At 66.2% G+C, this 15,054-nt stretch carries 14 protein-coding genes; 8 read left to right on the top strand and 6 right to left on the bottom strand.

The features are described from left to right. Positions 1 to 97: 97 nt before the first annotated feature. The gene (locus BM244_RS09725; RefSeq protein ID WP_254784363.1) at positions 98 to 757 is read left to right on the top strand and encodes a L,D-transpeptidase family protein; all 660 of its coding nucleotides are present in this window, start codon (positions 98 to 100) and stop codon (positions 755 to 757) included. A gap of 428 nt (positions 758 to 1,185) precedes the next feature. Here BM244_RS09725 and typA read toward each other — a convergent pair whose 3' ends face one another. From typA to BM244_RS09710, 3 genes are all read right to left on the bottom strand, one after another. Then, positions 1,186 to 3,030, bottom strand: coding sequence for a translational GTPase TypA (gene typA / locus BM244_RS09720; protein ID WP_056051990.1), 1,845 nt, complete (start codon positions 3,028 to 3,030; stop codon positions 1,186 to 1,188). A gap of 91 nt (positions 3,031 to 3,121) precedes the next feature. Next, complete coding sequence (locus tag BM244_RS09715; RefSeq protein WP_093398702.1) at positions 3,122 to 4,099, bottom strand: DUF2268 domain-containing putative Zn-dependent protease; 978 nt, start codon at positions 4,097 to 4,099, stop codon at positions 3,122 to 3,124. Positions 4,100 to 4,452: 353 nt separating this feature from the next. Next, positions 4,453 to 5,466, bottom strand: coding sequence for a zinc-binding alcohol dehydrogenase family protein (locus BM244_RS09710; RefSeq protein ID WP_093398701.1), 1,014 nt, complete (start codon positions 5,464 to 5,466; stop codon positions 4,453 to 4,455). A gap of 152 nt (positions 5,467 to 5,618) precedes the next feature. Here BM244_RS09710 and BM244_RS09705 point away from each other — a divergent pair, with 152 nt between their 5' ends. From BM244_RS09705 to BM244_RS09690, 4 genes are all read left to right on the top strand, one after another. After that, the gene (locus BM244_RS09705) at positions 5,619 to 6,830 is read left to right on the top strand and encodes a toxic anion resistance protein (RefSeq protein WP_056066683.1); all 1,212 of its coding nucleotides are present in this window, start codon (positions 5,619 to 5,621) and stop codon (positions 6,828 to 6,830) included. Between the two features lie 5 nt (positions 6,831 to 6,835). Beyond that, positions 6,836 to 7,543: an amastin family protein gene (locus BM244_RS09700; protein WP_093398700.1), complete on the top strand. Its 708-nt coding sequence runs from the start codon at positions 6,836 to 6,838 to the stop codon at positions 7,541 to 7,543. 4 nt (positions 7,544 to 7,547) lie between these two features. Next, the gene (locus BM244_RS09695; RefSeq protein ID WP_093398699.1) at positions 7,548 to 7,742 is read left to right on the top strand and encodes a hypothetical protein; all 195 of its coding nucleotides are present in this window, start codon (positions 7,548 to 7,550) and stop codon (positions 7,740 to 7,742) included. A gap of 432 nt (positions 7,743 to 8,174) precedes the next feature. Continuing rightward, the gene (locus tag BM244_RS09690; protein WP_175518152.1) at positions 8,175 to 8,798 is read left to right on the top strand and encodes a hypothetical protein; all 624 of its coding nucleotides are present in this window, start codon (positions 8,175 to 8,177) and stop codon (positions 8,796 to 8,798) included. 328 nt (positions 8,799 to 9,126) lie between these two features. Here the strand turns inward: BM244_RS09690 and BM244_RS09685 are convergent, their stop codons facing one another. Genes BM244_RS09685 through ubiA form a run of 3 tightly spaced genes read right to left on the bottom strand, consistent with a single transcriptional unit; the run spans position 9,127 to position 12,217 of the window. Further along, on the bottom strand, positions 9,127 to 9,891 hold the full coding sequence (locus BM244_RS09685) for a 3'(2'),5'-bisphosphate nucleotidase CysQ (protein WP_093398697.1): 765 nt from the start codon (positions 9,889 to 9,891) through the stop codon (positions 9,127 to 9,129). A 43-nt stretch (positions 9,892 to 9,934) separates the two neighbouring features. Beyond that, positions 9,935 to 11,281, bottom strand: coding sequence for a TldD/PmbA family protein (locus BM244_RS09680; RefSeq protein ID WP_093398696.1), 1,347 nt, complete (start codon positions 11,279 to 11,281; stop codon positions 9,935 to 9,937). A gap of 9 nt (positions 11,282 to 11,290) precedes the next feature. After that, positions 11,291 to 12,217 carry a 4-hydroxybenzoate octaprenyltransferase gene (ubiA, locus tag BM244_RS09675; RefSeq protein ID WP_093399080.1) on the bottom strand — a complete coding sequence of 309 codons (927 nt, stop codon included), beginning with the start codon at positions 12,215 to 12,217 and terminating at the stop codon, positions 11,291 to 11,293. A 111-nt stretch (positions 12,218 to 12,328) separates the two neighbouring features. Between ubiA and BM244_RS23085 the strand changes: the two genes are divergently transcribed. The 3 genes from BM244_RS23085 (at position 12,329) to BM244_RS09665 (ending at position 15,002) form a co-directional block, all read left to right on the top strand. Beyond that, the gene (locus tag BM244_RS23085) at positions 12,329 to 12,490 is read left to right on the top strand and encodes a hypothetical protein (RefSeq protein ID WP_175518151.1); all 162 of its coding nucleotides are present in this window, start codon (positions 12,329 to 12,331) and stop codon (positions 12,488 to 12,490) included. Between the two features lie 330 nt (positions 12,491 to 12,820). Beyond that, a complete protein-coding gene (locus tag BM244_RS09670; RefSeq protein ID WP_093398695.1) occupies positions 12,821 to 13,561 on the top strand; it encodes a 16S rRNA (uracil(1498)-N(3))-methyltransferase in 741 nt (246 codons plus the stop codon). Positions 13,562 to 13,628: 67 nt separating this feature from the next. Beyond that, complete coding sequence (locus BM244_RS09665; RefSeq protein ID WP_093398694.1) at positions 13,629 to 15,002, top strand: glutamate--cysteine ligase; 1,374 nt, start codon at positions 13,629 to 13,631, stop codon at positions 15,000 to 15,002. The last annotated feature ends 52 nt before the right edge of the window (positions 15,003 to 15,054 follow it).

The raw sequence follows: 15,054 nt of genomic DNA, 5'->3' as shown, positions 1-15,054 counted from the left end.
TAGCTGGCGGGGTTGGTCCCGCGCGGGGACACGGGCGGCGCGGCACTGCTGGGCAATGTTTACGAATATCGGATAGGGTGCGGCGATGCGCAGGATGATGACGACGCGAGCGATCGCCTTTGCCGTGCTTGGCGGGAGTGCGGTGCTGATCGGTGGACTGGCCTTGTCCGGGTCGCCGGTGAAGGTGCGGGCGATCGAGGCGCCTGCTCGGGTGGCCAAGGCTCCCGTTGCTGAGCCGGTTGCGAAGGTCACGCCGAAGCCGGTTGCGGTCGCTGCGGAGGAACCGGCCGATGCGTATGTCGTGAAGCGGGTGCTGAACGTGCCCGAGCCTTTGCGGCATGGGGCGTATTATTGGGATACGGCGGGCGTACCCGAGGGGCCGATCGTGATTACCGTCGACCTGGTGGCGCAGACCTTGTCGATCTTTCGCGCCGGGTACGAGATCGGGACGGCGGCCGTGATCTATGGGGCGGACGAGAAGCCTACTCCGCTTGGGGTGTTCAAGATTACGCAGAAGGACGCTCACCATGTGTCGAACCTGTACGGGGCGCCGATGCCGTACATGATGCGGCTGACTAATGATGGGGTTTCGATCCATGGCAGCGCGTTGATGGATGGGAAGTACGCTACGCATGGGTGTGTTGGGGTGCCGACTGCGTTTGCTAAGCTGATTTTCGAGCAGGTCAGGCTTGGGGATCGGGTTATTGTGACGAGTGGGGAGATGTTGGCGCGGGGTGGGCGGATTACTGCTGCCTGAGGGTGGGGGCCCTTTCCTTACGGTAGCGCACCGTGCCCTCACCTTCGCCGCCTTCGGCGTCTCTTCCTCTCCCAGTGGGAGAGGAGCTTGCAGTTCCTTAGCCTAGATTTAGTTCGCTACATCGCCGTGAAGGCCGCCATTCCCCCCTCCCTGGAAGGGAGGGGTTGGGGGTGGGTCGGCCAGCTTTAGCCACAGCCGTGCCATGATGCGGAAGCCGACCCACCCCCGGCCCCTCCCTTCCAGGGAGGGGGGAAGAATTGGGTTTGTTCTGCCTTTCATACTAGCACGAACGAAAAGGGCCGGAGGTTTCCCCCCGGCCCTTCTGCATTTCCGAACCAGCGCGACACGGCGAAGCCGTGTCGTCGGACCTCGCTTTGGCGAGGCCGGCCGAGCGCCTGAGGCTCAGCCGGACTTCGCCTTCGCTGGCCTCAGGCGCTCTGCTTAGCCCGGCTGGCCCGCTTGCGCTCGTTGGCATCCAGGAAGCGCTTGCGCAGGCGGATCGACTTCGGCGTGACTTCGACCATCTCGTCGTCGTCGATGTACGCGATCGCCTGCTCCAGCGTCGCGCGCTTCGGCGGGGACAGGCGGACCTGGTCGTCCTTGCCACCCGAGGCACGGAAGTTGGTCAGCGCCTTGGTCTTCATCGGGTTGACCTCGAGGTCGTCCGGCTTGGCGTTCTCACCGACGATCATGCCCTCATAGAGCGCCTCGCCGTGGCCCACGAACAGGATGCCGCGCTCTTCGAGCGGACCCAGTGCGTAGTTGTTCGCCTCGCCCGAGCCGTTCGAGATCAGCACGCCGTTCTTGCGGCCCTCGATCGCGCCCTTGTGCGGACCGTATTTCTCGAACAGCCGGTTCATGATCCCCGTGCCGCGCGTGTCGGACAGGAACTCGCCATGATAGCCGATCATCCCGCGCGACGGCGCCGAGAAGGTGATGCGGGTCTTGCCGCCGGTCGACGGACGCATGTCGGTCAGCTCGGCCTTACGCGTGTTCATCTTCTCGACGACGGTACCCGAATGCTCCTCGTCGACGTCGATGATGACGGTCTCGTACGGCTCGGTCTTCTTGCCGTTCTCGTCCTCGCCGAACAGCACGCGCGGACGCGAGATGCCCAGCTCGAAGCCTTCGCGGCGCATCGTCTCGATCAACACGCCCAGCTGAAGCTCGCCGCGGCCGGCGACTTCGAAGCTGTCCTTATCGGCCGCCTCGGTCACCTTCACGGCGACGTTCGACTCGGCTTCGCGGAACAGACGCTCGCGGATCATGCGGCTCGTCACCTTGCTGCCCTCACGGCCCGCCATCGGCGAATCGTTCACGGCAAAACGCATCGACAGCGTGGGGGGATCGATCGGCTGCGCGTGCAGCGGCTCGGTCACCGTGATGTCGGCGATCGTGTCGGCCACGGTCGCGACCGAAAGACCTGCGAGCGAGATGATGTCGCCAGCCTTGGCTTCGTCGACGGGAACCCGCTCGAGACCACGGAACGACATGATCTTGGACGCACGACCGGTCTCGATGATCTTGCCGTCGTTATCGAGTGCGTGGATCGCCTGGTTGGTCTTCACGGTACCCGAATTGACCCGACCCGTGAGGACGCGGCCGAGGAACGGATCGCGGTCGAGCAGCGTGACGAGGAAGGTGAACGGCACGCCGGCGACTTCCACGGCGGGCGGCGGCACGTGCTTCACGATCGTCTCGAACATCGGGATCAGCGTGCCTTCGCGCGCGTCCATGTCGGTCGATGCATAGCCGTTGCGACCCGATGCGTAGAGCACGGGGAAGTCGAGCTGGTCGTCGTTCGCGTCGAGCGACACGAACAGGTCGAACACTTCGTCGAGCACTTCCTGGATGCGCGCGTCGTTACGATCGACCTTGTTGACGACGACGATCGGCTTCAGGCCGAGTGCCAGCGCCTTGCCGGTGACGAACTTGGTCTGCGGCATCGCGCCTTCCGACGAATCGACCAGCAGGACGACGCCGTCGACCATCGACAGGATCCGCTCGACTTCGCCGCCGAAATCGGCGTGGCCGGGCGTGTCGACGATGTTGATGCGGATGCTCTCGGACTCGCCGGGAGGGGTCCAGTCGACCGAGGTCGGCTTGGCGAGAATGGTGATGCCACGCTCTTTTTCGAGGTCGTTCGAATCCATTGCGCGCTCTTCGACGCGCTGGTTGTCGCGGAAGGTGCCGGACTGGCGGAAGAGCTGGTCGACCAGCGTCGTCTTGCCGTGATCGACGTGCGCAATGATCGCCACGTTGCGGAGGCTCATGAATGTATTCTCTTGAAACGAGGAACGGGGTTGGCGCGCGCCATAGCGTAATTGTTGCGCCGCGGGAAGATGCAGCGGGATTTCGTCGCCTTTAGAGGGAACCTCCGCGGCGCTTGTATGTTCCGGCGGCGAGAATAGCACGGGGATCGCGAACCGCCAGCATTGCCCTCAGCGCGGCGCGTTTGTCGGGTGCGGCGGCATAGTAACGCTGCCAGATCCGCAGGCCCATCCAATAGCCGAGTTCGGGTGGCCAGTCGGCGGGTGGCGTGGAGTAGTTGCCGATCCAGCGCGCGTACGCCTTGGCTTCGGGCGAACCTTCCTCGGGGTCGTCCTGGTCGGTGAGCTTGCGGGTGAGCGCGATGTCGGCCTGCATCTGGCGCCAGAGTTCGGCCTCGCGCGGCGTGGCCCAGGCGGCGCGGGCGGCGTCGGGCTCCTCGCCAGTGACCAGTTGCGCGATGAAGTCGGCGGCGCCCTCGACGAGGATCGCGGTGAGCAGCGGGTCGCGGGCGAGCGTCATGCCGGCGTCCTGCTGGAAGGAATGCACCGTCTCGTGCGCGAAGAAGTGGCGGAGCGTCTGGCGGAGTTTCTCGGGCGTCGGCGACATGCGGCACAGCACTTCGAGCCCGAGCACCTGCGCGCCGGGCTTGGCCGTACCGCCGGAGGTGTTCGCGCCGAAGACTATATAGACTTGCGGGAGCTTAACGTCGGGGAGTGCGCCGTGGAGGCCGAGATAGATCGCGCGGAGATCGGCGGTGGCGGCCTTGGCGGCGGGGAGGCAGGTCTTGATCGCTTGCGCGTAGCGGGTCGGGTTGGCGTCGATGGCGCGCGAGAGATTGTCCGCGTCGACGATCCGGCCGGGGGTGAAGACGCCGATCCCGAAACTGCCCTTGTCGAGATAGTCGCGTTTGAGTTGCGCGGTGGTCGGCTTGCCCTTGGTCTTGGCGAAGAGGGTCGCGAAGCGGTCGGCGTCTTCGGTGTGGATCGTGGCGGTGAGCGGGTCGGCTGGCGGGGGACGATTCGTGGCTGCCGCGGGGAGGAGGGCGAGCGCAAGAATCAGCGGGCGAAGCATGGTGCGCAGCGTATCGTGTGTTTGCCGGGGCGCCAGAGCGGATATTGCAATCCCCCCCGCCAGGGGGAGGTGTCGCCGAAGGGGACGGAGGGGGAGGATACGGAGCAGAGGTTGGCGCGTGCCGCCCCCTCCGTCAGGCAAGAGCCTGCCACCTCCCCTTGCGGGGGAGGATCGTGAGGTGGCGCCGACCTGCAACGCCCCACCCTCCATTCCACCCCGGCGAAGTCCGGGGCCCAATTGGAAAGGTGGCAATAATGGAGCGCCGCCATCCGTTAGCAACGTCACCAATTGGGCCCCGGCCTTCGCCGGGGTGGTGGCCTAAGTTAACGGAACGCTCTGGAAATTCGGAAGGCTCAGAATCCCTCCAGCACGATCTTCCCCTTGGCCGTGTGGCTCTCGATCCGCTCGTGCGCCTTCCGCAAATTCGCCGCATCGATCCGCCCGAAATTCTCCGCCAGCGTCGTCCGGATCGTCCCCGCATCCACCAGCCGCGCGACCTCGTCGAGCAACTTGCCCTGCTCGCCCATGTCCGCAGTCTGGAACAGCGAGCGCGTGTACATCAGCTCCCAGTGGACCGAGATCGACTTCTGCTTGAGCGGCACAATGTCGAGCGTCTTCGGATCGTCGATCAGCGCAAGCCGTCCCTGCGGCGCCAGCAGTTCGCCGATCTCGGCGATGTGCTCGTCGGTATGCGTCGTCGAGAACACGAACCCCGGCGCGCCGAGCCCGAGTGCCTCGACCTGCGCGGCGAGCGGTTTGCGGTGGTCGATCACGTGATGCGCGCCGAGGTCCTCGACCCAGCCGCGCGTCTCGTCGCGCGAGGCGGTGGCGATCACGGTCAGGTCGGTGAGCTGCCGCGCGAGCTGGATGGTGATCGAGCCGACCCCGCCTGCCCCCCCGATGATCAGGATCGCGTTCGCCGCGCCGGGGACGGGTTTGCGCACGTCGAGCCGGTCGAACAGCGTCTCCCACGCGGTAACCGAGGTCAGCGGCAGCGCCGCCGCCTGCGCCCAGTCGAGCGACGCCGGCTTGTGACCGACGATACGCTCGTCGACGAGGTGATACTCCGAATTGGTACCCGGCCGGTCGATCGCGCCTGCGTAGAACACGTCATCGCCGACCTTGAACCCGGTCACGTCCGGGCCGATCGCGACGACGACGCCCGATGCGTCCCAGCCCAGCACCTGCGGCTTACCGTCGGAATCTTCGCGACGCTGGCGGATCTTGGTGTCGACCGGGTTGACCGACACCGCCTTCACCTCGACCAGCAGATCGCGGCCGGACGCCTCGGGCTTGGGGAGGTCGAGATCGACGAGCGACTGCGGATCGTCGATCGGGAGCGACTTGGTATAGCCGATGGCGCGCATGCTGGAACTCCTGTGATGTCGCCGACAAGCTGTCCACGCGACCGCCCGGTTTCAAGGAGAGCAGTTGGCAAGCCCGAGTGTATTATCTATATACGCCACTTGAACGCGGGGTGGGTTGCAGCCACCATGCCCTACCGAACGGAGACACTTGTATGGCGACGACCCCGAACACGCTGACGGAAGAGCCGGGCCTAGTGCTGACCCCGCCCGATCCGGTGCCCACCGTAGCGGCCGCGAAGGCGTCCGGGCTGGTGCCCGTCGATGCCGGCGTGAAGTCGCAGCTTGAGGAGCGCGTGTCGGGCTTCGTCACCGATCTCGTCGCGCAGGACGTCAATTCGCCCGAATTCGGCAAGCGGGTCGACGCGATCACCGCGATGGGCGCGAAGGAAATCCGCGACGCCGCCGGCCAGTCGAACCGCTTCCTCGATCGCCCGGTCAAGGCGATGGATCAGGAGACCGGCGTCGGCAAGGACCTCGCCGAGCTGCGCCGCGTCGTCGAGGATCTCGATCCGGGCAAGAAGGGCAATCTCACCGCGCCGCAGAAGCTGTTCGGGATCATCCCGTTCGGTGGCAAGATGCGCAATTATTTCGACGGCTACAAATCGTCGCAGACGCACATCGCGCAGATCCTGAAGAGCCTCGGTTCGGGCAAGGACGAGCTGCTAATGGACAACGCCGCGATCGATACCGAGCGCGCCAATTTGTGGGCGGCGATGGGTCGGCTCGAGCAGATGATCCACCTGTCGAAGACGATGGATGCCAAGCTGGAGGACGTCGCCAACGACCTCGATCACAGCGATCCCGCCAAGGCGAAGGCAATCCGCGAGACCGCGCTGTTCTATACGCGCCAGCGCACGCAGGATTTGCTGACTCAGATGGCGGTGACCGTACAGGGTTATCTCGCGCTCGATCTGGTCAAGAAGAACAATGTCGAGCTGGTGAAGGGTGTCGACCGCGCCTCGACCACGACCGTCTCCGCGCTGCGCACCGCGGTGACGGTGGCGCAGGCGCTGACCAACCAGAAGCTGGTGCTCGAGCAGATCACCGCGCTCAACACGACGACCGCGAACATCATCGATTCGACCGGCAAGCTGCTCAAATCGCAGACCGCGCAGATCCACGAACAGGCCGCGTCGGCGACGATCCCGCTGGAGACGCTGCAACGCGCGTTCCAGAACATCTACGACACGATGGACGCGATCGACGTGTTCAAGCTGAAGGCGCTCGATTCGATGAAGGTCACCGTCGGCGCGCTGTCGAACGAGGTCGACAAGTCGCGTGGGTATATCGCGCGGGCTGAAGGGGCCACCCAAGGCCAGCTCGGCGGACCGTCCGCCAGCCCGTTCAAGCTGGAGGCGATGTAACCCTCGTGAGCGAAGTCGACGACGCCATCGCCAGCGCCCGCGCCTCCTGGTCGCGCATTTCCGACGACCGGACGGGCGCCGTCATCGCACACTCGCCATCGCGAGGGCGGGCACGGCAGACGCAGGCGATCGGCAAGCGACTGACCCGGATCGCGGTCGCCGACGTGGCGATCCTGATCGCGGCGATGGTGATCGGCTGGATCATGCCGCTCGGGATCGGCGGCGCGATGCTGGTCATGGCGCTGCTGGTCGCGGCCACGGTGTTGTTCGCGGTGTGGCCGGCGGAACGCGCACCGACGCCCGAGCGGCTCGCGGCAGTCGACATCCGTGCGCTCCCGGCTCAAACCGAACGCTGGCTGGAAGCGCAGCGCCCCGCCCTCCCCGCACCGGCGATGACTTTGGTCGACCGGATCGGCCTGCGCCTCGAAACGCTGACGCCGCAACTCGCGACGCTCGACGCGAATACGCAGGAAGCGGTCGACGTGCGGAAGCTGATCGGCGAACAACTTCCCGCCTTCGTCAAGGAATACGAGAAGGTGCCGGCGTCGCTCCGCACGACGCCGCGCAACGGGCGCTCGCCCGACGCCGAGTTGGTCGACGGCCTGAAGCTGATCGAACAGGAAATTGGCGAGATGACCGCGCGGCTGGCGCAAAGCGACCTCGACAACCTCTCGACCCGCGGTCGCTTCCTGGAGATGAAGTACAAGGATTGAGGCGGTGAAGCGCACCCGGCTCAGCGTCTGCCGTCGCAAAGCGCGCTTCGTCTCCGAAACCGATGCGCTCGTGGTGGCGAACGCCGGACGCGTCCCACTCCGGGCCTATCGCTGCGACCGGTGTGCGTATTTTCACCTGACCAGCAAGACGAAGGGCAAACTCGTCCACCGCGCTGGGGTCGTTGACCGGACAGGGTGAGGTGAGCCTGTAATCCCGCTACACACGAACGGTTTCCAAAGATCAAAGTATCGAGGAAACGAGGCGCTGAAGCTTGGATATCGGCCGGTCGCGTACGAGACGCCGCGCGTTCCAGTTACCGGCGACATGGCGACGCGGATCGCCGCGCGCGATCAGGCGCAGTCGGGCAGCTATACCGTTCGAACCAGTAGGACATGTTTCCCCGCGGAGGCGGGCGTCCAGACTGGGCTTCCACCTTCGCGGGAGAACAGGAAGGAACGTGATGCGTCGGTGTATGGCCCGCGCTTGTCGAACGGGATAAGTACCTCCGATTGCTAAGCCGGTGATTTCGATTGTTTATCGGAACGCGGTTCTGCATCCTTTCGGTGTGGCAACGACGGAAGGGACGCTGGCATGATGAATGTTGCTCTGACGATATTGAACTCGGCGGCGATGCTTTCCGGTGCGCAACTGTTCGGCCTTTTCAAGAAGCCGCCACCCGTGATTGCCTCGCCCACGGCGATAGCGCGCGTGGCCGCGACCGCGGAGATGACCGCCGCGCACTGCGAGCTGAACGAAACGCAGATCAGGAACCGCGCGAAGTACGATGCGATGCCCGTCGACAAGCGTGTCAAGATCAAGCGTGAGAAGAACAAGGAAATCCCGGGCGCGCGCGATATCACCGTCAGGTCGGATTCGAGTTACTATACCAACGTGTTCTATGAAGGACTGGCACCGGCGGGCAAACCGCCGGTCATCAATCTGGTCATGGAGCGCGCCGGCCTGCCGATCTCGGAAAATTACATCCTGATCGGCAACGACACCTATAAACTGCCCTCGACATGGCAGGTCGTCCAGACCGCCTGCAATGTGCCGAAGGGAGTTATCATGATGACCTGCACCAACCCCAGCTTCGTCAGGGTGGCGATCAACCGCGAGATCCTGGACAAGATGGCGACTTCCGGCTCGTCGCGGATCCGCTGGATTACTCGTGGTGGCAATCCCTCACAATATGCGTGCAATTACCTGGCGGCGGATGAAGCGAAGGCGGTTCTGCAAGGGCTTCCGACGTCCTGATCGTTCGTTTGCATTCTTTTCCGGAGTCGGTGGCGGGGAGGACGCAGAACGGGCGCGACCGCTTGCCACCCCTCCGTCAGGCTGCGCCCGCCACCTCCCCCTTGGCAGGTGAGGATCGGTTGGTTTTCGCGCGAAGCCGGATCGGACATTCAGCTTCCCGGCGCGTATTGAGGTCTCGACAGCCCGACAATCGCCCCGTCACCCCAGGCCCTTCGACTTCGCTCAGAAGAGCCCTTCTCCGGGGGCCACGGTTCCGCGAACCAACATCGCTAGATTGTGCGGCACCGTGGATGCCGGAAAGAGCCCGGCGTGACGGGGGCGTTCGGCTCTAGGCGTTCATTGCCCTTGCCCGATCCGCGAGGCGAGTAACGGCGGCGGTGTGGATACCGGGGACGCTCGTTACAACACCAAACGCTTGCGGCCGCGGCTTGTTGAACACCAGCGGCGCACCCAGCGCATCGGTCACCACTGCGCCGGCTTCGCTCGCGATCAGGATCGCGGCGGCGATGTCCCATTCGTTGCCCCAGCGGAGCGTGGCGACGAGGTCGGCTTCGTCGGCGGCAACCATGGCTATGCGGAGCGCGATAGAATTGGGTTTGTGGACCATGACGAGGTCTCGGTCGGCTTTGGGGAGGGCGTCTACGGGCGTGCGGCTGCCGGGGAAGTCGGTGCGGTTGCCGGCCTTTAGCGGTACGCCGTTGCGCGTCGCGCCCTGCCCTGCGACCGCGTGCCAGCGTTCATCGCGGGACGGCGCTTCGAGGATGCCGATCACCGGCTTGCCGCGGTCGACCAAGGCGACCGAGACGCACCAGCCGGGACGCGCGCGGATATAGTCGCGGGTGCCGTCGATCGGGTCGACTACCCAGAGCAGGTCATGGGCTAGGCGATCGGCGTTGTCGGCGGTTTCCTCGGAGAGCCAGCCAGCTTCGGGGAGCAACGTCGACAGTCGCGCCTTGAGCATGCGGTCGATCGCGATGTCGAGTTCGCAGACCGGGCTGCCGGGGGTCTTTTCCCAGCGCTGGAAGTCGGTGTCGAAGCGATCGTGCGCCATCGCGCCGGCCTCTGCGGCGATCTTCGCTACCGCATCCGCCATCGCGCGCAGCCATGCCGGCGACCTCTCCGGCCCGCGATACCGCTCAGCCACTCGCCACCGTCATGCCCTCCACACGTAGCGTCGGCACGTTGACGCCGTAGCGGAATTCGAGGTCGTTGGCGGGGGTCATCGCGAGGAACATATCCTTGACGTTGCCGGCGATCGTGAACTCGGCGACCGGCGTGGTGATCTGGCCGTTCTCGATTCTGAAGCCCGCTGCGCCGCGGCTATAGTCGCCGGTCACGCCGTTCGCGCCGCCGCCCATCAGTTCGGTGACGTAGACGCCCGACTCGATGTCGGCGATCAGCGTTTCGAGCGGGACATGGCCCGGTTCCATGAACACGTTGCTGGTCGATACGCCGGGCCCGCCGCCGACACCGCGCGCGGCGTGGCCGGTCGGCTCGAGGCCGAGCTGACGCGCCGAGGCGGAGTCGAGCAGCCAGCGTTCGAGCATGCCGTTCTCGATGATGTCGCTCGGCGAGACGGGCAGGCCTTCGCCGTCGAACGGCCGCGAGCGCAGGCCGTGCGGGCGGTGCGGATCGTCGCGGATGGTGATGCCGTGCGCGAACACCTGGCTGCCGAGCGAGTCGAGCAGGAAGCTGGTCTTACGCGTGATCGCCTGGCCGGAGATCGCGCCGAGCATGTGGCCAACCAGTGATCCGCCGACTCGGCGGTCGTAGACGATCGTGGTGGGGCCGCTGACGAGACGGCCGGGGTTGAGGCGCGCGACGGCTTGTTCGCCAGCGCGGCGACCGATCGCTTCGGGCGATTCGAGATGCGCGCGGAGGCGGGCACTGCTGTGCGCATAGTCGCGCTGCATATTGCCGCCTTCACCAGCGAGCACGCTGGCCGAGACGCCGTAGCCGGTCGCGGCATAGGCTCCGGCGAAACCGTGGCTGGTGGCTAATGCCCATACGCTGCGCGAGGCGCTGGCACCGCCGCCTTCGCTGTTCGAGACGCCGGGGACCGCGCGGGCGGCGTCTTCGGCTTCGAGCGCGGCGTCGCGGAGTTGCTCGGGGCTGGCTTCGCCGCCGTCGTCGAGGCCTAGCATCGGCGTGATGCCGTGGAGCAGGCGGTCGGCGGGGGCGAGGCCGGCCCAGGGGTCTTCAGGGGCTTCGCGCGCCATCGCCACCGCGCGGTCGACCAGCGCGTCCATCGCGGCGGTCGAGAGGTCGGAGGTGGAGACGCTGGCGGAGCGCTGGCCGACGAACACGCGCAGGCCGAGGTCCTCGCTCTCGGAACGGCCGATATCCTCGAGCTTGCCGAGGCGGATCGACACGTCGAGCGCGGCATCGGCGGCGAAGACCGCGTCGGCGGCGTCGGCGCCGGCCGCCCTCGCGCGCTGGACGATGTCGTGGGCGCGGTCGCGGGCTTGGTCTGGGGTCAGCATATCAGCGAGTTAGGGATGCAGGCTCGTGCCGACAACCACGCAGGCGAGGAACATCAGCAGTCCGGCGAAACGGTTCGACCGGAAGCGAGCGAGCGCGGCGGTGCCTGCGCCCTCGTGCGTGTCGGGTTTGAGCGTGACGACTTGCCAGGCGAGGTGGAGCGCGACGGGGACGAGCGCGGCGATCGCGAGCGGGTCGGGGCGGACTTGCCAGAACGCTGCTACCCATAGGGCGACGGCGGCAACGTAGAAGATGCCGACGCCGGCCTTCACATGCGTACCCATGCGGAGCGCGGAGGAGCGGATGCCGATCATCGCGTCGTCCTCGCGGTCCTGCAACGCATAGATCGTGTCGTAGCCGATCACCCACGCGATCGAGCCGGCGTAGAGCAGCCACATCGGCGTATCGAGCGCGCCGGCGATGTCGCTCCAGCCGACCAGTAGGGCCCAGGAGAAGACGATGCCGAGCCACGCCTGCGGCCACCAGGTGATGCGCTTCATGAACGGGTAGGCGGCGACGGGGGCGAGGCTCGCGAGCGCGACGATGGCAGCCAGGAAGGTCAGTTGCAGCAAGACCGCAAAGCCGATCAGGCAGAGCGCGATCAGCCAGACCCAGGCGAGCTTCATCGACACGAGCCCACTCGGGATCGGCCGGGCGCGGGTGCGGGCGACCTGCGCGTCGAGATCGCGGTCGACGATGTCGTTGAACACGCACCCGGCGCCGCGCATCGCGATGCTGCCCGCGAGGAGCCAGAGGATCAGGTCCCAGCGCTGCACCGCGCCACCGGCGAGCGCGACGCCCCAGGCGCCCGGCCAGAACAGCAGCCACCAGCCGATCGGGCGGTCGAAGCGGGCGAGCAGCGCGAGGCCGCGCAGGGTTGGCGGAAGGCGGCCGACCAAGCCCTTGTGTTCGCTGTCGGGGACGATCTCTTCGTGCATCGGCTGGGTCTGCATGATGGGGGCGTAGGAAGACGGGGTTTGGCGCGCAAGCCTTTGCCGGGTACCGGGGGCGTGTGACGCGTTTCGGACCTCTTGCATGATCGGGCCTTTATGATCGGGCTGTCGGTCGCGGTCGGCCGCTTCGTCGAGGCGTTGTTCTGGGGAATATTCCGGGTCGCGGGGGCGGTTGCGGGGGTGCTGATCCTCGGGGTGGTCGTCCTGGTTGTCGCTTGGGTGGTCGCGCGGAAGATGTGGGCGCGGCAGAAACGCTGAACTAAGTTTTTGCGTGGGTCGGAAGCGCTAATCTTCTCCCCTCCCTGGAAGGAAGGGGTCGGGGGTGGGTCGGCTGCTTGGCGAGCGTGGCGGCCATTATGGGCCAACCCACCCCCAGCCCCTCCCTTCCAGGGAGGGGAGCGAGAAGTACCATCCTCACCGGCACGGGGAGGGGGATCGTTCGCCATCGGCGAAGGGTGGAGGGGATCGCCGCGTGCGATACGCTGATGGAAGGTGTCCCACACAAGCGCTTCTCTCGTGGAAGCCCCCCTCCACCAGCTGCGCTGGTCCCCCTCCCCGTGCCGGGGAGGATTTGCTAGGGCAGCACTTATGCCTGCAACTCCCGCCTGGCCGCCGCAATCCACGCCGCGCCTCTTCGTCGACCGCCTCCTCGCGCCCGGTGCGCTTCACGTCGATGGGCCGGCAGCGCATTATCTCGCAGGCGTAATGCGGATGAAGATCGGCGATCCGGTGAAGCTGTTCGACGATCGGACCGGGGAATGGCTCGGAGTCGCGTCGAGTGTGGGCAAGCGCGACCTGGTGCTCGACGTCACCGAAATGCTGCGCCCGCGCGAAGATGTGCCCGATCTGTGGCTGTGCGCCGCACCGCTCAAGAAGGGCCGGGTCGACTGGATGGCGGAGAAGGCGTGCGAACTCGGCGTCGCGCGGCTTGTACCGGTCGTCACGCGGCGGACGATCGTCGACAAGCCCAATACCGAGCGCTTGCGGACGCAGATGATCGAGGCGGCCGAGCAATGCGGGCGCACCGCGCTGCCCGAGGTGGCCGAACCGGTGAAGCTCGCCGCATTGCTGCGCGACTGGCCGGACGATCGCGCGCTGTTCTTCGCTGACGAGACCGGCGGCGTGCCGGCGCTGGAGGCGATGCGATCACGCCCAGGTCCGACAGCGATCCTGATCGGGCCGGAAGGCGGATTCGATGCGGACGAACGCGAGGCGATTCGCGCGCACCCGCGGGCGATCGGCATCGGCCTGGGTCCGCGTATCCTCCGCGCGGAGACCGCCGCGGGTGCCGCCGTCGCGCTGTGGATGGCGGCGGCAGGCGACTGGTAACCACATCGGTACCGATTGGTCCGAATCCCCTCTAGCACCCTCGTTCATCGGCGCGTAAGGCGCGGCGATGACGACGATTCCAGCTTCGAAAAAGACCAGCCCGACGATCGAGTCGCGCGACCAGTTGATCGCCAGCTTCGCAGGCGGCGAAAAGCCGAAGGACGCATGGCGGATCGGCACCGAGCATGAGAAGTTCGTCTATGCGAACGGCGATCATCACGCGCCGTCGTACGACGAGCCGAGCGGCATCCGCGCGTTGCTCGGCGAGCTGGAACAATATGGCTGGAAGCCGGTCATGGAGGGCGGCAATGCCATCGCGATGTCGGGCGCGGACGGCAGCATCAGCCTGGAACCGGCCGGCCAGTTCGAACTGTCGGGCGCGCCGCTCGACAATCTGCACGAGACCTGCGCCGAGACCGGGCGCCACCTGGAGCAGGTGAAGGCGGCGGGCGAAAAGCTCGGCATCGGCTTTCTCGGGCTCGGCATGTGGCCGGACAAGACGCGTGCCGAACTGCCGACGATGCCCAAGGGGCGCTATGCGATCATGCTGCGGCACATGCCGCGCGTCGGCAGCATGGGGCTCGACATGATGCTGCGGACCTGCACGATCCAGGTGAACCTGGATTACGCGTCCGAGTCGGACATGGTGAAGAAATTCCGCGTCGGGCTCGCGCTCCAGCCGCTCGCGACCGCGCTGTTCGCGAACTCGCCGTTCACCGAGGGCAAGCCCAACGGGATGCTGTCGTATCGCAGCCATATCTGGTCGGACACCGATCCGCATCGCACCGGCATGCTGCCGTTCGTGTTCGAGGATGGCTTCGGGTACGAGCGCTACGCCGAGTATGCGCTCGATGTGCCGATGTACTTCGTCTACCGCGAGGGCAAGTATATCGATGCCGCCGGGCTGTCTTTCCGCGACTTCCTGAAGGGTGAATTGTCGGTGCTGCCGGGCGAGAAGCCGACGCTCGACGACTGGACCGATCACCTGTCGACCGCCTTCCCCGAAGTGCGGCTGAAGACGTTCCTCGAGATGCGCGGTGCCGATGGCGGGCCGTGGAACCGAATCTGTGCGCTGCCCGCCCTTTGGGTCGGGTTGCTGTACGACCAGGGGGCGCTCGATGCGGCGTGGGACCTGGTCAAGGACTGGACGATCGACGAGCGCCAGGCGTTGCGCGATGCGGTGCCGAAGCTCGGGCTGAACGCGCCGATCGCGGGCGGCGGCAAGCTGCGCGATATCGCCGGCGAAGTGCTCGACATCGCGGGCGCGGGGCTGTCGGCGCGGGCACGGTTCAATCGGGCGGGCGACAACGAGACCGGCTTCCTCGATCCGCTGCGGGAGATCGTTCGGAGCGGCAAGGTGCCGGCCGAGGTGCTGCTGGATCGCTATCACGGCGCCTGGAATGGCGACGTGTCGAAGGTCTACGACGAAGCCAGTTTCTGACTGCTCCTCTTCCGCTTGCGGGAGGGGTCGGGGGAGGGCTTGGCCGCGAGCG

The sequence above is a fragment of the Sphingomonas sp. OK281 genome (assembly GCF_900115295.1).
GTDB lineage: Bacteria > Pseudomonadota > Alphaproteobacteria > Sphingomonadales > Sphingomonadaceae > Sphingomonas.
Note: the sequence above shows the minus strand (reverse complement) of the source record. Positions and strands in the feature narration are given on the sequence as shown.